Consider the following 20505-nt stretch of genomic DNA (forward strand, 5'->3'; position numbering starts at 1 on the left):
CACTTCCGCGACGGACCGACTGCTCAGCTTAGCGAGCGTGTCTCGAGCATTCCCCTGACGGTCAGCGCTCATCGCGCGGTCCTCCTCCGGTGGTCACGACCGGCGGCCGGAACCGCCGTCCGGTTCGTCCTGCGGGCGCGTGAGCGGGCAGGTCGTTCCGGTGGGTCACGCTCGAACAGTACGGTCGCGCCCGGTCCGCCGGGGAGGGCTGGCGCCGCGCCGGGTGCATCGGCTAGAACGCGCCGGAGGGGCTGTCCGGCCCACGCGGAGGGGCCGGCCGGGCTGGGCGGGAGCAGCGATCGGCCCCGTCGTCAGGGCCACGTCACCACGGACCGGGGCGCCGCACCGCGATCAGTGCGAGCCGAGCCTGCGCCGCAGGAGGTCGATCCGCGCCTGCAGCTGGGTCACGCTCGCCTGCGCCACCGCGGGTCCGCCGCAGAGCCGGCGCAGCTCGGTGTGCACCTGGCCGTGCGACTCGCCCGTCCCCCGTGCCCACAGGCCGACCAGGGAGTTGAGCAGGCTGCGCTGCTCCTTGAGCGTGCGGTAGAGCGGCGCCGGGATCTCGCTCGCCGGCTCGGCCGGGGCCGCCGCGCCCGCGCGGCTGCCGGCGCGCTTGGCCTGCCGCTGCTGCCGGTGCTGGAGCAGCTCCCGCACCTGGTCGGGCTCCAGGAGCCCCGGCAGTCCGATGAAGTCGAGCTCCTCCTCGCTCTCGACCTCGACCTCCATCCCGAACTCGGCGCCCTCGTAGACGACGCGGTCGAAGGTGGCGGCCGAGCCGATCGACTCGAAGCGGCCCTCCTCCAGGAGATCCGAGGACGCCTTCTCGCTGCGCTCGGCGTCGGCCATCAGATCGGCCTCGGGGTACTCCTCGTCGTCGGAGGTCCTGCGGTCGAGCGCGTGATCGCGCTGCAGCTCCATCGAGCCCGCCAGCGCGAGCAGGCCGGGCACGTTCGGGAGGAACACCGAGGCGGTCTCGCCGCGGCGCCGCGCGCGCACGAAGCGGCCGATCGCCTGGGCGAAGAACAGAGGAGTCGACGCCGATGTCGCGTACACGCCGACGGCGAGCCTCGGCACGTCGACGCCCTCGGAGACCATGCGGACCGCGACCATCCAGCGACTGGTGTCCTTCGCGAACTCCTCGATCCGGTCGCTCGCCTCCTTCTCGTCGGAGAGCACGACGGTGACGGTCTCGCCGCTGATCTCGCGGAGCATGGCGGCGTAGGCGCGCGCGGTGTAGTGGTCGGTCGCGATGACCAGGCCGCCGGCGTCGGGCACGGCGCGCCGCACCTCGGTGAGGCGGGTGTTGGCGGCGCGGAGGACCGAGGGGATCCAGTCGCCCTTCGGGTCCAGCGCGGTCCGCCAGGCCTGCGAGGTGATGTCCTTGGTGTTGCCCTCGCCGAGCCGCGCCTCCATCTCGTCGCCGGCCTTCGACTTCCAGCGCATCTGCCCGGCGTAGACCATGAACAGCACCGGCCGGACGACGCCGTCCGCGAGCGCGCGGCCGTAGCCGTAGGCGTAGTCGGTGAGCGAGGTGCGGATGCCCTCCTCGTCCGGCAGGTAGCTGACGAACGGGATCGCCGCCGTGTCCGAGCGGAACGGCGTCCCGGTCAGCGAGAGCCGGCGGACGGCGGGCTCGAAGGCCTCGCGCACCGCGTCGCCCCAGCTGAGGGCGTCGCCGGCGTGGTGCACCTCGTCGAGGATGACGAGGGTGCGGCCGGACAGGGTGAGCTCGCGGTGGAGCTCGGCGCGGACGGCGACCTGCGCGTAGGTGACGGCGACGCCGTGGTAGTGGCGGGCGTGGCGGCCCATGCGGTTGGTGAAGGTCGGGTCCAGGCGGATGCCGACGCGGTGCGCGGCCTCGGCCCACTGGCGCTTGAGGTGCTCCGTCGGTGCGACCACGGTGATCCGGTCGACCGTGCGGTTGTGCAGCAGCTCGGCGGCCAGCCGCAGCGCGAAGGTGGTCTTGCCCGCGCCCGGGGTCGCGGCGGCCAGGAAGTCGCGCGGCTCGTGCTGGAAGTAGGCCTCGAGCGCCTCCGCCTGCCAGGCGCGGAGCTTGTTCGCGGTACCCCACGGTGCCCTGCCCGGGAAGGACGGGGACAGGTGCTCAGCGGCGGAGGTGCCGACCTGATGACCGAAGCTCGAGGGACTGTTCACGTGGACCGAATCTAGCCGACGCCTCCGACAGCGGCTCGGTCTCCGCGGCCCGCCGGGAGGCGCACGGCGTGTCGCGCCGTGCCACCGACGGCCGGGTGCGGAGCATGATGGAGGGATGGTCGAGCAGCGTCATCCGTGGTCCCGCTACGTCGCCCTGGGCGACTCCTTCACCGAGGGGATCGGCGATCCGGAGCCCGGCAGCCCCGGCGGGCACCGCGGCTGGGCGGACCGCGTGGCGGAGGTCCTGGGCAGCCAGAACGAGGACTTCGCCTACGCCAACCTGGCGGTGCGCGGCCGCCTCCTGCAGCAGATCGTCGACGAGCAGGTCGAGCCCGCCCTGGAGCTGCGCCCCGATCTCATCACCATCTCCGCGGGCGGGAACGACGTCATCCGCCCGGGGACCGACCCCGACGACATCGCGTCCCGCTTCGAGTCGGGCCTCGCCCGGCTCCGCTCCGACGGGGCGACCGTCGTCCTCTTCACCGGAGTGGACGTGGGCTTCTCCCCCGTGTTCGGGCGGATCCGCGGGAAGGTCGCGATCTACAACGAGAACCTGCGGGCGCTGGCCAAGCGGTACGACTGCATCGTCGCCGACCAGTGGTCCCTCCAGGAGATCCAGGACGTGCGGATGTGGGCGCCGGACCGCCTGCACCTCAACCCGCACGGCCACCACGAGGTCGCGCGCATGGTCCTCGAGTCGCTGAACGTCGAGAACGACCTGCGCCCCCTCGCCCCGGAGCCGCTGCACGCCCGCACCTGGCGTGCCGCCCGCACGGAGGACATCCAGTGGGCGCGGGAGTACCTCGTGCCGTGGGTGCTGCGCCGAGTCCGCCACCAGTCCTCCGGCGACTTCATCACCGCCAAGCGGCCCTCCGCCGAGCGCTGGAGCACCGATCCCGGGGCCTCGGAGCCGGGCTCGGTCGTGCCGGGTAACGCGACGCCGGAGGAGGTCGCCGAGGACATCGCGACCGCCGGCGTGCGGATCGTCGGCGACCGGGCCGCGGATCCCCTGGCCTGATCCGCTCCCGGGAGGCGGCGGCTCGCCCCGCGCTCAGCCGAACAGCTCGGCCGGGTGGCCGAGGCGCCAGGCGAAGCCCGGGTCCTCGATCGACCCGTCGGCGACGAGGGGAAGCTCGTACGGGGTGCCGTTGACGTCGACGGTCGCGGTCCCCACGCGCTCGCCGTCGGCGACGGTCTCGAGCGGATCGAGGGCGACCGTGGTCGTCGTCGAGACCGCGCCCCACACCAGCACGGACCGCGCCTCCGCGGTCTCGGCCGTCGCCGTCTCCCCCCAGGCGCTCGTGAGGGTGCCGTAGTCCTGGCCCTCGACGGTCAGCGGGACGGTCCGGAAGCCCGCCTCGACGGTCGGGACGAGGGTCAGCACGTCCGCGGCGAGCTGCGGGTGCGTACGCGCGCCCACCACCACGCCGACCAGGGTGACCGGCCGGCCCTCGACGGTCGAGTCGAGCGAGAACAGCAGGCACGACCCCGCCTCGTCGGTCGTCCCCGTCTTGATCCCGTCCACTCCCGAGCGGCCGAGGAGCGAGTTGGTGTTGTCGACCTCGCCGACCCCCGGGATGACCGCGGTCGGCATCGCGACGATCGGAGCGAGCACCGGGTCCGCGATCAGCAGCTCGCCCAGGCGCACCATCTCGGCCGTCGTGCTGACCGTCGCCGGCGAGAGCCCGCTGGTGTCGGCGAGGGAGGTCCGCTCGAGCCCCTGCCCGTCGAGCCAGCCGCGCGCCGCGGCGAGGAAGGCGTCCTCCGAGCCGTACGCCCAGATCGCGAGGGACTTCGCGTAGTTGTTCGCGGACGGGAGCATCATGGCGGTCAGCGCCTCCCGCTCGGTCAGCTGCAGACCCGCGGTGACCGGAGCGTTCGAGCCGTTCTCGGCCAGGGTGTCGTTGTAGTACTGCACGTCCGCGCTCGTGAAGGTGATGGTCTCCCCGTCCGTCCCCTCTGCGATCGGCTTCGCCGCGAGGACGACGAGAGCGGTGACGACCTTGGCGATGCTCCCCGTCGGCACGGTTCCGGTGGAGCCGTAGCGGGCGAGCAGCCCGTCCTCCTCCGTCCCGTCGATGCCCACGGCCGCCACGGCGCCGGAGCCGTAGGCCGGCCAGGCCAGAGCGGGCGCGTCGACGGTGCTCGAGACGGGGTCCACCGCGACGGCGCTCGCCGTCGGCAGCTCCGCGGTCGCCGCGTTGGTCGCGTAGGCACCGCCTCCACCGACCAGCACGGTCGCGGCGACGAGACCGGCGACGACTGCCCCGCGCCGTCGACGCGGTCGCGGCTCCGGCGCGGCGGGCTCCCCGAACAGGTCGAGGGCGTCGTCGGATCGGGTCGGGGAGGTCACCCCGTCATCGTACGGGCGGGCCTCTCCCCCGTCCCGGACGCCGCCCCGTCGTCGGACGCGGCGGGTGACGCGCGGCACCGACCCCGATCCAGCGGCGGGAGCGTCAGCAGCAGGTCACCGCGGGGCCGCCGAGCGCCGGAGCCGGGCGGTCAACGCCCGCGGGTCAGCGCCCACAGTGCGACGGCGCTCGCCGAGGCCACGTTGAGCGAGTCGACGCCGTGCAGCATCGGGATGGTGACGACGGTGTCCGATGCGTCCAGCGCCGCGCGGCTGAGGCCGTCCCCCTCGGCGCCCAGGACGATCGCGACGCGCTCGGGGCGAGCCGCCGCGTACTCGTCGAGCGGCACCGCGTCCGGAGCGAGCGCCAGCGCGGCGACCGAGAACCCGGCCTCCTCCAGAGCGCGGCGAGCCGGTGCCCACTCAGGGGTGCGCGTCCACGGCACCTGCAGGACCGTGCCCATGCTCACCCGGACGCTGCGACGGTACAGGGGGTCCGCGCAGCGCGGCGTCACGAGGACCGCGTCCGCGCCCATGCCGGCCGCGGCGCGGAAGACGGCGCCGACGTTGGTGTGGTCGACCAGGTCCTCCAGGATCACGACGAGGCGCGCGCCCTCCAGCAGCTCGGCCATCGGCCGCAGCGGCGGACGGTGCATCGAGGCGAGCGCTCCGCGGTGGAGGTGGAACCCGGTCAGCTCCTCGATCAGCGGATCCGGCGCCACGAAGACCGGCACCTCGGAATGACGCTCGAGCACCCCGGCCGCGTCCGGCAGCCGCTTCTCCTGCACCAGGACCGAGCGGGGACGGTGCCCGGCGTCTAGCGCCCGCTCGATCACCTTGGCCGACTCGGCGATGTACAGACCGCCCTCCGGCTCCAGCACCCGCCGCAGCGCCACGTCGGTGAGGCGGTGGTAGTCGGCGAGGAGCGGGTGGTCGAGGTCGGTGATGTGCACGATCGGCATCCCGGCAATCTAGGGCACGGCGCGGACTAAACTCGTCCAGGGGCCGCTCGAACGGCCCTCGAAGGAGGCGCGGATGGAGTCGAGTCCGACACCGGTCGCCGAGGGCCCCGAGGCGCTCGCGGTCGAGCAGGCCGTCGAACTCCTCAGCGGGCGCCGCATCGCCGCCGTCACCGGCGCGGGCATGAGCACCGACTCGGGCATCCCCGACTACCGCGGAGCCGGGGCACCGGTGCGCAGCCCGATGACCTACTCCCAGTTCGTCGCCGATCCCGACTACCGCCGCCGGTACTGGGCCGGCAGCCAGCTCGGCTGGCGCCGCTTCACCAGCACGCGCCCCAACGACGGCCACCGGGCCCTGGCCCGGCTCGAGGAGCGCGGCCTGCTCACGGGCGTCGTCACGCAGAACGTCGACGGCCTGCACGTCCGAGCCGGTTCGCGCCGCGTGGTGGATCTGCACGGCTCGGCGGACCGTGTGCGCTGCATGACCTGCGGCCAGTACTTCGCCCGCGACGCGGTGGCCGAGCGGATCGAGGCGCTCAACCCCTGGCTCGACGACCCCGACGTCTCCTCCCTCAACCCCGACGGCGACGCCGAGGTCCACGACGTCTCGGCGATGACCGTCCCCGAGTGCACGGTCTGCGGCGGGATCCTGAAGCCGGACATCGTCTTCTTCGGCGAGTTCATCCCGACCGAGCGGTTCGAGGAGGCGCGCGCCATCGTCGCGGGCGCCGACGCCCTGCTCGTCGCCGGCTCGTCGCTCGTGGTCAACTCCGGCATCCGCTTCCTCGAGATCGCCCGTCGCGCCCGGATGCCGATCGTGATCGTCAACCGCGGCACCACCAAGGGCGACTCGCGCGCGAGCATCAAGATCGACGGCGGCACCAGCGAGGTGCTCCGCGAGCTCGCCGAGCGCCTGCCCGCGCGCCGCACCGCCGCCCTCTGAGCTCCCGCCCGCTCCGCACCCGACCTCCCGAGAGGCCCCTGTGACCCAGCTCACCCTCGTCCGCCACGGCCAGACCGACTGGAACGCCGCCCGGCGCATCCAGGGCAGGAGCGACATCCCGCTCAACGCGACCGGGCGCGCCCAGGCGCGGGCGGCGGCGCGGCTGCTCGCCGACCGGCGCTTCGACGCGGTGGTCGCCAGTCCGCTGCAGCGCGCCTTCGACACCGGAGCGATCATCGCGCGCGGTCTCGGCCTCGACGAGCCGCTGGCGGTGCCGGGCCTGGCCGAGCGCGCCTACGGCGAGGCGGAGGGGATGACCGGTCCCGAGCTCGCCGAGCGCTTCCCCGGAGGCATCGAGCGCGCGCCGATCCCCGGCTGCGAGACCCGCGCCGAGGTCGTCGAGCGGGCGACCGCCGCGCTGCTCGAGGTGGCCGAGCGCTTCCCCGACGCGTCCGTCGTCGTCGCCACGCACGGTGCGGTCATCGGCAGCCTGATCCGCGCGCTCAGCAGCGAGGACCTCCCCGTGCACGGCGTCTCGGTCGGCAACGGCTCCCGGCACGACTTCGCGATCGTCGACGGGGCACTGCGCATCGTCGGCGTCGACGACTCCGGCGACGTGGTCGTGGCGGACGTCGACCTCGACGACGTGCTCAGCCCGGCCCCGGGAGCCTGACGGCCCGCCTCCCGGAGGCGGTCCGATCGCCGGACCGCGTCAGCGCCGGCCGAGGTCCTGCAGGAGCCCGAAGAGCACCCGGGCGGAGTCGCGCCAGGAGAAGGCCGCGGCCCGCTCCCTCGCCCGGGCCGAGTGCGTCCGCCACACGGCGCCGTCCTCGAGCGACCGCACACCGTCCGCGATGCCCTTCGCGCTCGACGGGTCGACGTACACGGCGGCGTCCTGGGCGATCTCGCGGAAGATCGGGATGTCGCTCACCACGACCGGCGTCCCGAGCGCCATCGCCTCGACCAGCGGGATCCCGAAGCCCTCGTCCCTGCTCGCCGTCACGAGAGCGGTCGCCCGCGCGAGCACCGCGCGGTACTCCGCGTCCGGCGCCCCCTGGTGGAACACCAGCTTCGCGGTCGGCGCCAGGGCCCGGAGCGTCTCGACGGTCTCGTCGCTCGCCCGACTCATCAGGTGCAGCTCGTAGTCGGGCAGCAGCCGCATCGCGCGCGCGAGCGTCTCGACGTTCTTGTAGGGCATGAACGAGCCCATGTAGACGAGCGAGCGCGCGGCCGACCGGTCGGGCAGCGATCCCGCCAGAGCGGCGCTCGCCTCGTCGGGCTCGGTCGCCGCGTTCGGGACGACGACCACCGGCCGGGTGGTGAGGCGGTGGGAGCGGATCAAGTGGCGGGTCGTCTCCGAAACGGTGACGACCGCGTCGGCGCGCTGGAGGAGCCTCCGCTGCGGCCACCAGGCGAGGTGGTAGAGCCGCCAGAGCGCGCGCACGGGAGCGGCCAGGTCGCGCGGCGGAGTGCGGTGGCGGTAGTAGATGAGGTCGTGCACGGTCAGGACGAGCCGGTAGCGGCGGCCGAGCGAGCCCATGGTCTGCATCGGCGAGAAGACCACGTCGGGCCGCAGCCGGTTCACCAGCAGCGCGACGAACGGCTCGAACGGGCTGGTCGGCCCGGTCACGCGCTCCCACGGGAGCGACGGGAGCATCGCGAGCTGGCGGCGGTCGCTGATCAGCATGGTCACGTCGTGCAGCTTCGCGAGCTCGCGGACGAGCTCCGCGGTGTAGCGGCTGATCCCGTCGTGCCGCTCGAGCCGGGTGTACCGGCAGTCGACGACGATCCTCATCGGTCGATCCCCTCCTCGAGGGCCGTCCGCAGCACGGCGGCGGCCTCGTCCGGCGTCTCGTAGTGGATCAGGTGGCCGACTCCGTCGATGACGTGCAGGCGGGCGTGCGGCAGCCTCTCGAGCAGGCGGTACTGCGCCGGGAGCGGAGTGATGTCGTCCTGCGCCGCGGCGATCAGCTGGGTCGGCACGCCGATCCGGGAGGCGTACTCGCCGACGTCGTGCGAGACGGAGGCGCGGAACGCCTCGAGGACCGTGTCGCGGGAGGCGAAGGCGCTGAAGTAGCGGTCGTGCTGGTCGTGCACGAAGCGTCGCAGCGCCGGCTCCTTCGTCTTCACCATCGCCAGGCTCATCACCCGCACGATCAACGGGTCGCTGAGCAGGCGGCGTCCGAGGGGCCCCGGCAGGAGCGCGCCGAGCCGGTAGTAGAGGACGGCGAGCCTGGTCAGGACGCCGCGGGGACCCTGCAGGGCGGGCGCGCCGATCGGGTTGACCAGCACCAGGAGCGGAGCGGGCAGCCCGTCCGCGACGGCCGCGGCCGCGACTATCGAGCCGAAGGAGTGGCCGAGGACGGCCGCCTCACCGCGGAGCCCCAGCGCGTCGAGGAAGGAGCCGAGCCAGGAGGCGTAGCCGTCCACGTCGTGCGGCAGGCGCGTCATGGGGGTCGAGGCGCCGAAGCCGGGCAGGTCGGGAGCGACGACCCGCACGTCCGCTCCCCCGGCGAGCAGACGGGCGACGACGGGCTCGAGGCCGTGGTGCTCGCCGCGGAACCCGTGCACCAGCACGAGGACGCTCGAGGCGTCCGGAGCGCCGTAGGTCCAGTAGGCGGTGCGGGATCCGGCGACGTCCACCGCGGCCTCGCGGACGGGGACACGGCCGAGATCGGAGGCGTAGGGGGAGGGAGTGGTCATCGCGTTCCTTATCGTAGGGAAAGCCCGTCGAAGATCTGGCCGCAACGCCTTGCGTGGCCTCGATCCGAGCCGGGAGCATGATCACGCGCTCGCAACACGGCGCACCGCCCACCCGTCTCGCGAGACGGTCATCCGCTCAGGCAGCAGCAGAAGGAGCACCGTGAGCTTCACGTCGCCGATCCAACTCCCCGGACTCGCCCTCGACCCCCAGTGGTACCGCCGGGCGGTGTTCTACGAGGTGATGATCCGGTCGTACTACGACTCCAACGGCGACGGCGCCGGCGACATCAACGGGCTCGCCTCCAAGCTCGACTACCTGCAGTGGCTCGGGATCGACGCCCTCTGGCTCCCGCCGTTCTACATGTCGCCTCTGCGCGACGGCGGCTACGACGTCTCCGACTTCAAGGCGATCCTCCCCGAGTTCGGCACGATGGAGGACTTCCGCGACCTCGTCCGGAAGGCCCACGAGCGCAACATGCGCATCGTGATGGACTTCCCGCTCAACCACACCAGCGACCAGCACGAGTGGTTCCAGCAGTCCCGCTCCGACCCCGAGGGGCCCTACGGCGACTTCTACGTCTGGAACGACACCGACGACAAGTGGCCGGACATCCGCATCATCTTCGTCGACACGGAGGACTCGAACTGGGCCTTCGACGCCGAGCGCCGCCAGTTCTACTTCCACCGCTTCTTTTCGCATCAGCCGGACCTCAACTTCGAGAACCCCGCCGTGCACGAGGCGATCCACGACGTGGTCAAGTTCTGGCTCGACCTCGGCGTCGACGGCATCCGGCTCGACGCGATCCCCTACCTCTACGAGTCCGACGAGGGCAACGGAGAGGGCGAGCCGCCCACCCACGAGTTCATCAAGAACCTCCGCACCATGGTCGACCGCGACTACCCCGGCCGCATCCTGATCGCCGAGGCGAACCAGTGGCCGCGGGAGGTCGCCGCGTTCTTCGGCACGGAGGAGGAGCCCGAGTGCCACATGGCGTTCGACTTCCCGGTCATGCCGCGCATCTTCTACTCCCTCCGCGCGCAGACGGCGAACGAGCTGAAGAAGGTGCTCTCCGAGACGTTCGACATCCCCAGCGGCGCCGCCTGGGGCGTGTTCCTCCGCAACCACGACGAGCTCACGCTCGAGATGGTGTCCGAGGAGTACCGCCAGGCCATGTACGGCTGGTACGCCTACGACCCGCGGATGCGCTCGAACATCGGCATCCGCCGCAGGCTCGCGCCGCTGCTGGACAACTCGCGTGCCGAGCTCGAGCTGATCAACGCCCTGCTCTTCTCCCTCGCCGGCAGCCCGTTCCTGTACTACGGCGACGAGATCGGCATGGGCGACAACATCTGGCTCAACGACCGCGACGCGTCGCGCACGCCGATGCAGTGGACGCCCGACCGCAACGCCGGCTTCTCGGCCGCCGACCCCGGCAAGCTCGTGCAGCCGATCGTCCAGTCGCTCGTCTACCACTACAACCAGGTCAACGTGGAGGCGCAGCTGGCGCAGTCCCGCTCCCTGCTGCACTGGATGCGGAACGTCCTGCACGTGCGCCGCGGCCACCCGGCGTTCGGCCTGGGGTCGATGCGCGTCCTCGAGACGGACCACGAGTCGGTGCTCGCCTTCGTGCGGGACTACGCCGGCTCGGGCTCCGAGATGGGCGACCAGCCCGAGGAGGTGCTCTGCGTCTTCAGCTTCAACCACAACCCGGTCTCGGTCACGATCACGGACCCGGAGAACCCCGGATCGACGCTCAGCGACCTGTTCGGCGGCGGCCGCTTCCCCGGATTCTCGGACGACGGCACGCTGACGATGACACTCGGCACGCAGGGCTTCTTCTGGCTCCACGTCGCCAAGGCGCACGAGGCCCGCTGACCCGGCAGCACGCCGAGGGGCCTCCGGCCGATGTCGGAGGCCCCCTTTAGGCTGTCGGCGTGAGCACCACCGGAACGACCGAGACGCAGACCGAGCCGATGCTGTTCGACGACGCCGAGCAGGAGCTCGTCCCCTCCGAAGGGGCGCGGTGGTTCGACCTGCTGGCCGTGTTCGACCTCGAGACCACCGGCATCGACGTCCGCACGAGCCGCATCGTCACCGCGCACGTCGGCGTGATCGACGCGGCGGGCGAGCCGATCGAGGGCACGACCTGGCTCGCCGATCCCGGGGTCGAGATCCCGGCCGGCGCCTCCGCCGTCCACGGGATCAGCACCGAGCACGCCCGCGCGCACGGCCGCCCCGCCGGCGAGGTCGTGGCCGAGATCTCCGAGGCGCTGCGCTCGCTCCTCGCCCGCGGCATCCCGGTCGTCGTCTACAACGCCCCCTACGACCTCTCACTTCTCGCCCACGAGGCGCGCCGCTGGGGCGTGCCCGTGCTGCTCGACCCGAGCCCCGTCGTCGATCCGCTCGTGATCGACAAGGCGGTGGACCGCTACCGCAAGGGCAAGCGCACCCTGACCCTCGCCGCCGAGCACTACGGCGTCGCCCTCACCGAGGCGCACGACGCGGGCGCGGACGCGATCGCGGCGGGCCGCGTCGCCCAGGCGCTGGGCCGCGCCTTCGCGGACGAGCTCGGAGTCGGCGCGGAGGCCCTGCACGCGCTCCAGGTCGACTGGTGCCGCACCCAGGCCGAGTCCTTCCAGGAGTACATGCGCCGCGTCCGCGACGAGTCCTTCGTCGCCGACGGGGGCTGGCCGGTCCGCCACTGACCCCTCAGGTCAGCGTGCGCCCCTCGCGCAGGAGCGCCACGTACTCCGCGATCCGCCGCTCCCGCGTCGCCGCCCGCTTCAGCTGCGAGAGGCGGAAGAGGAACGCGAAGCGCCTCTGCCCGCCGACGGTCGCGAAGAAGGCCAGCGCCTGCGGATCCGCGTCGAGCGCCCGCTGGAAGTCGTCCGGCACCTCCGCATCGCGCTGCCGGTAGGCCGCGTCCCAGCGCCCGTCGGCACGTGCCCGCTCGACCTCGGCCAGCCCGCCCGGCAGCATCCGACCCTCCGCCAGCAGCCGTGCGACATGATCGCGGTTGACCTTGGACCACGGGCTCGCGCGACGCCGCGGGGTGAAGGCCTGGAGCTTGAACTGCTCGTCGAAGGCTCCCGCCTGACCGTCGATCCAGCCGTGGCAGAGCGCGATGTCGAGCGCCTCGGCGTAGGTGATCCCCGGATCGACGGCGGCCTTCTTCCGCAGCTTCAGCCGGACTCCGTCCGGGTCGGGCTCGCCGCGGAGGTAGGCGTCCCACTCTTCAGGAGTCGTGAACGGCAGGATCGGCTTGTCGGCGAAGGACACCATGCCGGGACGCTACCGCGCCGGCTCCCCGACGGCCACGGCCCGCCCGTCGGCGCAAGCCCTCGCTCCGCGGACCGCGGCGCTGTGGGATCGGGTGAGCACGTGTTCCCCCTCCCCCCCCCTCTCGCAAGGAGAAGTCATGCCCACCATCCGCACGGTCACCGTCCTCGGCAGCGGAGTGCTCGGCTCCCAGATCGCCTTCCAGTCGTCCTTCCACGGCTTCGCCGTCACCGTCTACGACCTCTCCGACGACGTCCTCGAGTCGGCGCGCGAGCGGCTCCGCGGTCTTGCGGGCGTCTACGAGTCGGTGCCCGGCGGCGTCGCCGGCGGACCGCAGGAGGCGCTCGACTCCCTCCGCCTCACCTCCGACCTCGCGGAGGCTGTCGCCGACGCCGACCTCGTGATCGAGGCCGCCCCCGAGGACCTGGGCCTGAAGCAGGAGCTGTACGGCCGCCTGGGTGCGCTCGCTCCCGAGCGCACGGTCTTCGCGACCAACTCGTCCACGCTGCTCCCCAGCGACCTGAAGGCCTCGACCGGCCGACCCGACCGGTTCCTCGCGCTGCACTACGCCAACCACGTCTGGGCGCAGAACACGGCCGAGATCATGGGAACGGCGGACACGGACCCCGCCGTGGTCGACGCCGTCGTGGAGTTCGTCGTCTCCAGCGGCCTCGAGCCCATCAGGCTGCAGAAGGAGAAGGCCGGCTACGTCCTGAACTCGCTGCTGGTGCCGCTCCTCAACGCCGCGTCGGGTCTGCTCATGGGCGGCTACGCTGACCACGAGACCATCGACAAGACCTGGAGGATCGGCACCGGCGCCCCTCTCGGACCCTTCCAGATCTTCGACGTCGTCGGTCTGCGGACCGCCTACAACATCGCCGCCGCGGCCCCGGACGAGGCCTCCCAGGCGTTCGCCGCCCACCTGAAGACGGAGTACGTCGATCGCGGCCGCCTCGGAACGGCCACCGGAGAGGGCTTCTACCGCTACTGAGGACCGCCCCGCGGGAACGACGAAGGGCCCCCGACCGTGAGGTCGAGGGCCCTTCGAGGAGTGCTACTTGCCGAAGTTCTTGTAGCGGCTGTTGAACTTCTCGACGCGGCCGGCCGAGTCCATGATGCGCTGCTTGCCCGTGTAGAACGGGTGCGAGGCGGAGGAGATCTCGACGTCGATGACGGGGTAGGTCACGCCGTCGAGCTCGATCGTCTTGCTGCTCTTCGCGGTCGAGCGGGTGAGGAAGGTCTCACCGGACGCGAGGTCGCGGAAGACGATCGCGGAGTACTCGGGGTGGATGTCGGTCTTCATGGTCGTGTCCTGTCGTCGATGGTCCTGAACCGCACCTGTCGTCGACGGGAACGGGTGGATGAGGGCGGGCGCACCGCGAACGGGCCCGAACCAGCTACCGAGAATACCAGACCGGCAGCGCGCGCAGAAGTCGCGCCGCGCCCGGACCCCGGAGCCGGGGTCAGCCGCGGGCGCGGGCCGAGAAGCGCCCGTTCTCGCGGGTGAGAGCGATGTCGAGCCCGAAGGTCTCGGCGAGCGTCGCCTCGGTCAGGGACTCGGCCAGCGGGCCCGCCGCCACCACCGCTCCGTCGCGGAGGAGCAGGGCGTGGGTGAAGCCGTCGGGGATCTCCTCGACGTGGTGGGTCACCATCACGATCGCGGGCGACGCCGGGTCCTTAGCGAAGCCGCCCAGCAGCTGGACGAGCTCCTCGCGGGCGCCGAGGTCGAGGCTCGCGGCCGGCTCGTCGAGCAGGAGCAGCTCGGGGTCGGTCATGATCGCGCGGGCGATCTGGACGCGCTTCTGCTCGCCGTCCGAGAGCGTCCCGAAGGTGCGCTCGGCGAGGTGCTCGAGCTTCCACTCGGACAGCACGCGGCGGGCGCGGCGCTCGTCGATCGCGTCGTAGCCCTCCTTCCAGCGGCCGGTGACGGCGTAGGCGGCGGTCATCACGACGTCGAGCACGCTCTCGCCGGCCGGGAGGCGGCGCGCCATCGCGGTCGAGGCGTAGCCGATGCGCGGACGCAGCTCGAACACGTCGACCCGGCCGAGGGTCTCCTCGAGCAGGTGCGCGGCACCGGTCGAGGGGTAGTTCTGCGCGGCGGCGATCTGCAGGATCGAGGTCTTGCCCGCCCCGTTGGGGCCGAGGATCACCCAGCGCTCGTCCTCGGCCACGTCCCACGACACGTGGTCGAGGATCCGCTTGCCGTTCCGGACGAAGGACACATCGACGAACGAGACAACGCTGGGCATGGGAGCCATTCTAAAGGAGGCGGCCGGGAGGCTCAGACGAGCGAGTCGTAGATCGCCCGGGTGTCCCGCGCGATCTGCGTCCAGCTGAAGTGGCTCTGCGCGCGCTCGCGGCCCGCGGCGCCCATCCGCTTCGCCGTCTCCGGGTCGGCGACGACCTCGGCGAGGACGGCGGCCAGGTCGGCGACGTAGCGCTCCGGGTCCACGGGGGTGCCGGTGCCGTCGGTGACCTGCTCGATCGGGACGAGTCGCCCGGTCACGCCGTCGTCGACGACCTCCGGGATGCCGCCGGTCGCCGTCCCGACGACCGCCGCACCGCAGGCCATCGCCTCGAGGTTGACGATGCCGAGGGGCTCGTAGATCGAGGGGCAGACGAACGTGGTCGCGTTCGTCAGGACCGCGGAGAGCTGGTGGCGCGGCAGATGCCGGTCGATCCAGACGACGCCGGTGCGCTCCTCCTGGAGGCTGCGGACGAGGGAGGTGACCTCGGCCATGATCTCGGGGGTGTCGGGGGCGCCCGCGCAGAGCACGAGCTGCACCTCGGGAGGCAGGGTCGCCGCGGCGCGGAGCAGGTAGGGCAGGCCCTTCTGCCGGGTGATGCGGCCGACGAAGACCACGGAGGGGCGCGAGGGGTCGATGCCCAGCTCGGCGAGGACGGCCTCGTCCTCGACCGGGTGCCAGGCGTCGAGGTCGATGCCGTTGTAGACCACGTGGACCTTCGCCGGGTCCAGGGCCGGGTAGGAGCGGAGGATGTCCTCGCGCATGCCGCCGGACACCGCGATCACGGCGTCGGCGTTCTCGTACGCCTCCCGCTCGATCCAGCTCGAGACGCGGTAGCCGCCGCCGAGCTGCTCGGCCTTCCACGGACGCAGCGGCTCGAGGCTGTGCGCCGAGACCACGTGCGGGATGCCGTGCAGGAGCTGGGCGAGACGCCCCGCGGCGTTGGCGTACCAGGTGTGGGAGTGGACCAGGTCGGCCCCCGCCGCGTCCTGCGCGATCTGCAGGTCGACCCCGAGGGTCTGCAGCGCGCCGTTCGCCTCGGCGAGCTCCGCGGGGACGGAGTACGCGAACGTGCCCTCCTCCTCGCGCGGCGCGCCGAAGCAGCGCACCACGACCTCCAGGTCGCTGCGCAGCGCCTTGGTGAGCTCGGCCACGTGGACACCGGCTCCCCCGTACACCTCGGGCGGGTATTCCTTGGTCAGCAGATCGACTCGCACCCCCGAACCGTAGTACAGGGCGCTCCCCCGGCGACAGCCGGGGTCCACGGGGAAGCCCGAGCCCCTACTGTGGTGCCATGCAGTCAAAGAAGATCTTCGGCATCGTCCTCGCCGGCGGCGAGGGAAAGCGCCTCATGCCCCTCACGGCGGACCGGGCCAAGCCCGCGGTGCCGTTCGGCGGGCAGTACCGGCTGATCGACTTCGCGCTGTCCAACCTGATCAACTCCGGTCTCACCCAGATCGTCGTGCTGACGCAGTACAAGTCGCACTCGCTCGACCGCCACGTCTCGCAGACCTGGCGCCTCTCCGGGCTCCTGAACTCCTACGTCGCCTCGGTCCCCGCGCAGCAGCGCCTGGGCAAGCGCTGGTTCAGCGGCTCGGCCGACGCGATCCTGCAGAGCCTCAACCTGATCCGCGACGAGAAGCCCGACATCGTCGTCGTGGTCGGCGCCGACCACGTCTACCGCATGGACTTCTCGCAGATGATCGACGCGCACATCACGTCCGGTGCGAAGGCGACCGTCGCGGCCATCCGCCAGCCGATCGAGCTCGCGGACCAGTTCGGCGTCATTCAGCTCGCCGGTGACGAGGCGGGCGACGGCATCGTCCCGACGATGATCTCCGAGTTCCTCGAGAAGCCCAAGGACGCCGTCGGCCTGGCCGACTCCCCGCACGAGGTCCTCGCCTCCATGGGCAACTACGTCTTCGACGCGGACGCCCTGATCGACGCGGTCATCCGCGACGGCGAGTCCTCCACGTCGGACCACGACATGGGCGGCGACATCATCCCGGACTTCGTCGCGCGCGGCGAGGCCGGCGTCTACGACCTCAAGCTCAACGACGTCCCCGGCTCGACCGACCGCGACCGCTACTACTGGCGGGACGTCGGCACCATCGACTCCTTCTTCGAGGCCCACCAGGACCTCATCTCGGCGCTGCCGGTCTTCAACCTCTACAACCAGCAGTGGCCGATCTTCTCGTCGCAGCTGAACTCCCCTCCGGCCAAGATCGTCCGCGACGGCAAGGGCAACATGGGATCGACGGTCGACTCGGTCGTCTCGCTCGGCACCGTGATCTCGGGCGCACACATCGAGCGCAGCGTCGTCGGGCCCTGGACGGTCATCGAGTCGAACGCGACGGTCACCGACTCGGTGGTCTTCGACAAGGTCCGCATCGGCCCGGACGCGCTCGTCGTCCGCGCTATCCTCGACAAGGACGTCGTCGTCGAGCCCGGTGCTCGAGTCGGCGTGGACCACGACCGCGATCGCGAGCGCGGGTTCACCGTCACCGAGTCGGGCATCACCGTCGTCGGCAAGGGCGTCGTCGTCCACCCGTAGCACCCCCGCGGGTCGAGCTCTGCGCCCCGGCGCACCCACCCGACCGATCGGACCGGCCCATGAGTGAGCGTCCTGCGACGCCTGCCCGCTTCCTCGTCGTCCTCGACGCGGACTCCACCCTCCTCCAGGACGAGGTGATCGAGCTCCTCGCGGTGCACGCCGGCTCCGAGGAGCGCGTCGCCGCCGTCACGGAGCGGGCGATGCGCGGCGAGCTCGACTTCGGCGAGAGCCTCCGCGAGCGGGTCGCCACTCTCGCCGGGGTCCCGGAGTCGGTGCTCCCCGGTGTGAGCTCGGGCGTCCGCGTCACGCCCGGCGCCGCCGAGCTCGTGGCCGGCGTCCACGCCGCCGGCGGCCGCATCGGAGTGGTGTCCGGAGGGTTCCACGAGGTCCTCGACCCGGTCGCCGGTGCGCTCGGCCTCGACTTCGTCCGGGCCAACCGCCTCTGCTGCGGGGGCGGCCTGCTGACCGGAGCGGTCGACGGGGCGGTCATCGACGCCGCGGCCAAAGCGGAAGCGCTCCGCGAGTGGGCGGCGGTCTCGGGCGTCCCGCCGCAGCGCACGATCGCCGTCGGCGATGGTGCGAACGACCTGGAGATGATGGCGGTCGCCTCCCTCGCGGTCGCCTTCAACGCCAAGCCCCTGGTGCGCGAGCGCGCCGACCTCGTCGTCGGCGGCCTCGACCTGTCGCAGCTGCTGCCCGTCCTCGGCCTCCGCGGCTGAGGCCCGCCTCCCCCGCCCTCAGGGGCGTCAGCGGCCCGCGATCGCGACGAGTCCGGCGCAGCCGAGCGCCAGCGCCCAGCTGACGAGCGAGCCCACCAGGAAGTACTCCGCCTTCTCCCCGTTGCCGCCGTCGCGGGAGATCTCGGGGAAGCGCACGATCCCCTTGGCCGCGAGCACGGCACCGGCGAGGCCGATGGCTCCGGCGAGCGTGAGGCCGGCGATCAGCAGCCGCTCCAGCGGTCCGATCGTGCGTCCGCCCTGGAGGTCCGGCAGGCGGGCGTCGGCCGGCTCCCGACGCGCGAACCGCTCGCTCCAGCGCGGACGCGGAGCGGGCTCGGCCTGCGGGAGCTCGCGGAACAGCGCCGCACGCACGATCACGTTGCCGCTCTCCAGCAGGAAGAGCCCGGCTCCGACCGCCAGAGCGAGCTGCTCGATCGGAGGGAGCGTGTTCGCGACGGTTGTCGGCGCGAGCGGCCCCGTCGGGACGCCGGCGGCGCGGTCGACAGCGGTCAGCACCAGGACCGCCGCGACGAGGGCGACGGCCGGACGCAGACCCCCGGGCGGCCGCGCGTTCTCGACGGTCGTGGTCGTCAGCAGCCAGGCTCCGGCCAGGACGACGACGATCGCCGCACCGAGCGGCGGGGCTCCGACGAGGAGCGCTGCGGTCACTGCTGCGGCGGCGAGCACGGGGATCGCGAGGAGGGCCGCACGGCGGCGGAGGTGCGTGCGCGAGAGGTCGCCGAGGCCGATCACGGCGAGCAGCAGCGCCGTCAGCACGTCTCCTCCAGCAGGCGCGCGCCGGCGAGGAGGGCGCCCGCTCCCGCGCGCCGCAGCGCCTGCGAGACGGCGGGCTGCGAGATCGACTCCTGCTCGCCCAGCTCCTTCTGCGACGCTCCGCGCAGGCTCCCCAGCACGAGCCGGCGATCGCGCGCGCTGAGCGCTCCGACCAGGGCGTCGCGGGAGAGGAGGTAGGCGTTGACGGCCGCCTCGCCGGAGTCCCCGTCGGCGTCCCCGGCGACGAACCATCCGCGGGCCGTGGGCACGGCACCGTCCTCGAGCGCGTGGGCGCGATCGATGGCCTCGCGCGCGCGCCACCAGCCGGACCCGTCCTCGAGGTCCCCGGCGATCCCCGACCCGACCACCCGCACCTCGCCCAGGCCGATGCCCGCGCGGCAGTCGACGCCGGCCGGGAGCGAGAGGCGCGCCTGCAGCGTCGCCCGGAGCGCGGCGTGGACGGAGGGGTAGATCGCCTGGAACTCGTCGCCGACCGTCGGGTGCAGGGGCTGGATCGCCGGGACCGCGGCCTCCACCTCGGCGAAGCCCCGCTCGATCTCGCGCTGAGCACCCGCCCGGTCGACGAGGGAGCGGGAGGTCACCAGGTCCAGGAGCACGGCGACGACATCAGAGGAGGTCACCGCATAAGCCTAGAGCTTATATCCGTCGGATATAAGCCCAGGGCTTATCGGTCAGTGGCCCATCCCGAGGCCGCCGTCGACCGGGATCACGGCACCCGAGATGTACGCCGCCTCGTCGCCGGCCAGCCAGCGCGTGACCTTCGCGACCTCGGCAGCGGTGCCGTAGCGGGCGAGGGGGATGCTCTTCCGGTACTCCGCCTGCTGCTCCGGCAAGAGCTCGGCGGTCATGTCGGTCTCGATGAAGCCGGGAGCGACGACGTTGGCGGTGATGTTGCGGGCGCCGAGCTCGCGGGTCAGCGAGCGGGCGAAGCCCACGAGGGCGGCCTTCGACGAGGAGTAGTTGATCTGGCCCGGCGACCCGTAGAGGCCGACCACGCTGGAGATGAGGACGACACGGCCGAAGCGCTGCTTGAGCATCCCCTTCGATGCGCGCTTGACGACGCGGAACGCCCCGGTGAGGTTCGTGTCGACGACGGACGTGAAGTCCTCCTCCGTCATGCGCAGCAGCAGGGTGTCGCGGGTGATGCCCGCGTTCGCCACCAGGATCTCGACCGGGCCCAGCTCCGCCTCGACCTGCGTGAACGCGGCGTCGACGGAGGCGGCGTCGGTCACGTCCGCGACGACGGTGAGGGAGCCCTCCGGGCCGGAGCCCGAGCGCGCGGTCACGGCGACCCGGTGACCGGCGGCCACGAACTCCTGGGCGATGGCGAAGCCGATCCCCCGGTTGCCCCCGGTGACGAGGACGGTGCGCGGCGTGGTCATGGTGTCCCTCCTGCCGGCGCTCGTGCGGCGCCGGGCGACCCGTACATCCTAGAGGCGCGTCGCGCAACAGATTCCGGGATGAGGCCCTCCCGGCCTGCACCCGCCCGCCGCGACGTAGGCTTGCATGGCTGTGAAACCACGCGAGACACTCACCTCCCTACCGCCGTCGCCGAGCGCCGAGCGGCGCTCCCGCGCGATCAAGTACTCGATCGCCATGGGCATCAGGATGCTCTGCGTCATCTGCCTGCTCTTCGCCCACGGCTGGTGGCTGCTGTTCTTCGCCATCGGCGCCGTGGTCCTGCCCTACTTCGCCGTCGTGCTGGCCAACGTCGGCAGTGCGGGCGAGCGCGGCAACGTCGAGCGGCCGGGTGCGATCGTCCTCTCCCGGCCGCTCGACGTTGCCGCGCTCGCCCGCAC

At 72.4% G+C, this 20505-nt stretch carries 21 protein-coding genes; 9 read left to right on the forward strand and 12 right to left on the reverse strand.

Features of this window, described 5'->3' with window-relative positions:
- Positions 1-351: 351 nt before the first annotated feature.
- Positions 352-2154 carry a DEAD/DEAH box helicase gene (locus C5C71_RS05960; RefSeq protein WP_104254993.1) on the reverse strand — a complete coding sequence of 601 codons (1803 nt, stop codon included), beginning with the start codon at positions 2152-2154 and terminating at the stop codon, positions 352-354.
- Positions 2155-2269: 115 nt separating this feature from the next.
- Here C5C71_RS05960 and C5C71_RS05965 point away from each other — a divergent pair, with 115 nt between their 5' ends.
- On the forward strand, positions 2270-3172 hold the full coding sequence (locus C5C71_RS05965; RefSeq protein ID WP_104267332.1) for an SGNH/GDSL hydrolase family protein: 903 nt from the start codon (positions 2270-2272) through the stop codon (positions 3170-3172).
- Between the two features lie 33 nt (positions 3173-3205).
- Here the strand turns inward: C5C71_RS05965 and C5C71_RS05970 are convergent, their stop codons facing one another.
- Positions 3206-4507, reverse strand: a complete 1302-nt coding sequence (locus tag C5C71_RS05970; RefSeq protein ID WP_181065652.1) for a D-alanyl-D-alanine carboxypeptidase family protein — start codon at positions 4505-4507, stop codon at positions 3206-3208.
- 149 nt (positions 4508-4656) lie between these two features.
- Positions 4657-5466: an RNA methyltransferase gene (locus tag C5C71_RS05975; RefSeq protein ID WP_104225277.1), complete on the reverse strand. Its 810-nt coding sequence runs from the start codon at positions 5464-5466 to the stop codon at positions 4657-4659.
- 73 nt (positions 5467-5539) lie between these two features.
- Here C5C71_RS05975 and C5C71_RS05980 point away from each other — a divergent pair, with 73 nt between their 5' ends.
- Together C5C71_RS05980 and C5C71_RS05985 are read left to right on the forward strand one after the other, a co-directional pair.
- Positions 5540-6409 (forward strand): Sir2 family NAD-dependent protein deacetylase, encoded by an 870-nt coding sequence (locus tag C5C71_RS05980; protein ID WP_104221978.1) that lies wholly within the window; start codon positions 5540-5542, stop codon positions 6407-6409.
- A gap of 40 nt (positions 6410-6449) precedes the next feature.
- On the forward strand, positions 6450-7082 hold the full coding sequence (locus C5C71_RS05985) for a histidine phosphatase family protein (protein WP_104232621.1): 633 nt from the start codon (positions 6450-6452) through the stop codon (positions 7080-7082).
- Positions 7083-7121: 39 nt separating this feature from the next.
- Here C5C71_RS05985 and C5C71_RS05990 read toward each other — a convergent pair whose 3' ends face one another.
- The gene (locus C5C71_RS05990) at positions 7122-8204 is read right to left on the reverse strand and encodes a glycosyltransferase family 1 protein (RefSeq protein ID WP_104337313.1); all 1083 of its coding nucleotides are present in this window, start codon (positions 8202-8204) and stop codon (positions 7122-7124) included.
- Positions 8201-9112, reverse strand: a complete 912-nt coding sequence (locus C5C71_RS05995; RefSeq protein WP_104221972.1) for an alpha/beta fold hydrolase — start codon at positions 9110-9112, stop codon at positions 8201-8203. The genes C5C71_RS05990 and C5C71_RS05995 overlap by 4 nt, the downstream gene beginning before the upstream one ends.
- Positions 9113-9272: 160 nt before the next feature.
- Between C5C71_RS05995 and treS the strand changes: the two genes are divergently transcribed.
- Together treS and C5C71_RS06005 are read left to right on the forward strand one after the other, a co-directional pair.
- Complete coding sequence (treS, locus tag C5C71_RS06000) at positions 9273-10988, forward strand: maltose alpha-D-glucosyltransferase (RefSeq protein ID WP_104221970.1); 1716 nt, start codon at positions 9273-9275, stop codon at positions 10986-10988.
- Between the two features lie 98 nt (positions 10989-11086).
- A complete protein-coding gene (locus C5C71_RS06005; protein ID WP_104222136.1) occupies positions 11087-11818 on the forward strand; it encodes a 3'-5' exonuclease in 732 nt (243 codons plus the stop codon).
- A 4-nt stretch (positions 11819-11822) separates the two neighbouring features.
- On the opposite strand, the gene C5C71_RS06010 is transcribed toward C5C71_RS06005, so the two are convergent.
- Positions 11823-12395, reverse strand: coding sequence for a YdeI family protein (locus tag C5C71_RS06010; RefSeq protein ID WP_104221968.1), 573 nt, complete (start codon positions 12393-12395; stop codon positions 11823-11825).
- Between the two features lie 136 nt (positions 12396-12531).
- Here C5C71_RS06010 and C5C71_RS06015 point away from each other — a divergent pair, with 136 nt between their 5' ends.
- Positions 12532-13383, forward strand: a complete 852-nt coding sequence (locus C5C71_RS06015; protein WP_104221966.1) for a 3-hydroxyacyl-CoA dehydrogenase — start codon at positions 12532-12534, stop codon at positions 13381-13383.
- A 63-nt stretch (positions 13384-13446) separates the two neighbouring features.
- On the opposite strand, the gene C5C71_RS06020 is transcribed toward C5C71_RS06015, so the two are convergent.
- The 3 genes from C5C71_RS06020 to glgA form a co-directional block, all read right to left on the reverse strand.
- Entirely contained in the window at positions 13447-13695 is a 249-nt protein-coding gene (locus tag C5C71_RS06020; RefSeq protein WP_068253003.1) for a type B 50S ribosomal protein L31, read from the reverse strand.
- 160 nt (positions 13696-13855) lie between these two features.
- Positions 13856-14641 carry an ABC transporter ATP-binding protein gene (locus C5C71_RS06025; RefSeq protein ID WP_104337314.1) on the reverse strand — a complete coding sequence of 262 codons (786 nt, stop codon included), beginning with the start codon at positions 14639-14641 and terminating at the stop codon, positions 13856-13858.
- 32 nt (positions 14642-14673) lie between these two features.
- Complete coding sequence (gene glgA / locus C5C71_RS06030; protein WP_104221962.1) at positions 14674-15855, reverse strand: glycogen synthase; 1182 nt, start codon at positions 15853-15855, stop codon at positions 14674-14676.
- 77 nt (positions 15856-15932) lie between these two features.
- Between glgA and C5C71_RS06035 the strand changes: the two genes are divergently transcribed.
- Both C5C71_RS06035 and serB read left to right on the forward strand, forming a co-directional pair.
- Positions 15933-17192: a glucose-1-phosphate adenylyltransferase gene (locus C5C71_RS06035; protein ID WP_104221960.1), complete on the forward strand. Its 1260-nt coding sequence runs from the start codon at positions 15933-15935 to the stop codon at positions 17190-17192.
- 59 nt (positions 17193-17251) lie between these two features.
- Positions 17252-17911: a phosphoserine phosphatase SerB gene (serB, locus tag C5C71_RS06040; protein ID WP_104225283.1), complete on the forward strand. Its 660-nt coding sequence runs from the start codon at positions 17252-17254 to the stop codon at positions 17909-17911.
- A gap of 27 nt (positions 17912-17938) precedes the next feature.
- Here serB and C5C71_RS06045 read toward each other — a convergent pair whose 3' ends face one another.
- The 3 genes from C5C71_RS06045 to fabG are packed head-to-tail and all read right to left on the reverse strand — an operon-like array spanning position 17939 to position 20088.
- Positions 17939-18688 carry a hypothetical protein gene (locus tag C5C71_RS06045; protein ID WP_104250360.1) on the reverse strand — a complete coding sequence of 250 codons (750 nt, stop codon included), beginning with the start codon at positions 18686-18688 and terminating at the stop codon, positions 17939-17941.
- Positions 18682-19326: a SatD family protein gene (locus C5C71_RS06050; protein ID WP_104221954.1), complete on the reverse strand. Its 645-nt coding sequence runs from the start codon at positions 19324-19326 to the stop codon at positions 18682-18684. Before C5C71_RS06050 ends, C5C71_RS06045 begins: the two co-directional genes overlap by 7 nt.
- A gap of 51 nt (positions 19327-19377) precedes the next feature.
- Positions 19378-20088, reverse strand: coding sequence for a 3-oxoacyl-ACP reductase FabG (gene fabG, locus C5C71_RS06055; protein ID WP_104337315.1), 711 nt, complete (start codon positions 20086-20088; stop codon positions 19378-19380).
- A gap of 124 nt (positions 20089-20212) precedes the next feature.
- Between fabG and C5C71_RS06060 the strand changes: the two genes are divergently transcribed.
- The coding region (locus tag C5C71_RS06060) for a DUF3099 domain-containing protein (RefSeq protein WP_146084431.1) at positions 20213-20505 on the forward strand (293 nt) is incomplete at its 3' end.

Source organism: Rathayibacter sp. AY1C1 (assembly GCF_002932105.1).
In the GTDB taxonomy this organism is placed as follows: domain Bacteria; phylum Actinomycetota; class Actinomycetes; order Actinomycetales; family Microbacteriaceae; genus Rathayibacter.

Bases quoted from the DNA above. Each gene is read 5' to 3' on its own strand.
- C5C71_RS05965 (WP_104267332.1), top strand. From the start codon at position 2,270: ATGGTCGAGCAGCGTCATCCGTGGTCCCGCTACGTCGCCCTGGGCGAC.
- C5C71_RS05975 (WP_104225277.1), bottom strand. From the start codon at position 5,466: ATGCCGATCGTGCACATCACCGACCTCGACCACCCGCTCCTCGCCGAC.
- C5C71_RS05980 (WP_104221978.1), top strand. From the start codon at position 5,540: ATGGAGTCGAGTCCGACACCGGTCGCCGAGGGCCCCGAGGCGCTCGCG.
- C5C71_RS05990 (WP_104337313.1), bottom strand. From the start codon at position 8,204: ATGAGGATCGTCGTCGACTGCCGGTACACCCGGCTCGAGCGGCACGAC.
- C5C71_RS05995 (WP_104221972.1), bottom strand. From the start codon at position 9,112: ATGACCACTCCCTCCCCCTACGCCTCCGATCTCGGCCGTGTCCCCGTC.
- C5C71_RS06005 (WP_104222136.1), top strand. From the start codon at position 11,087: ATGCTGTTCGACGACGCCGAGCAGGAGCTCGTCCCCTCCGAAGGGGCG.
- C5C71_RS06010 (WP_104221968.1), bottom strand. From the start codon at position 12,395: ATGGTGTCCTTCGCCGACAAGCCGATCCTGCCGTTCACGACTCCTGAA.
- C5C71_RS06015 (WP_104221966.1), top strand. From the start codon at position 12,532: ATGCCCACCATCCGCACGGTCACCGTCCTCGGCAGCGGAGTGCTCGGC.
- C5C71_RS06020 (WP_068253003.1), bottom strand. From the start codon at position 13,695: ATGAAGACCGACATCCACCCCGAGTACTCCGCGATCGTCTTCCGCGAC.
- C5C71_RS06025 (WP_104337314.1), bottom strand. From the start codon at position 14,641: ATGCCCAGCGTTGTCTCGTTCGTCGATGTGTCCTTCGTCCGGAACGGC.
- C5C71_RS06035 (WP_104221960.1), top strand. From the start codon at position 15,933: ATGCAGTCAAAGAAGATCTTCGGCATCGTCCTCGCCGGCGGCGAGGGA.
- serB (WP_104225283.1), top strand. From the start codon at position 17,252: ATGAGTGAGCGTCCTGCGACGCCTGCCCGCTTCCTCGTCGTCCTCGAC.
- fabG (WP_104337315.1), bottom strand. From the start codon at position 20,088: ATGACCACGCCGCGCACCGTCCTCGTCACCGGGGGCAACCGGGGGATC.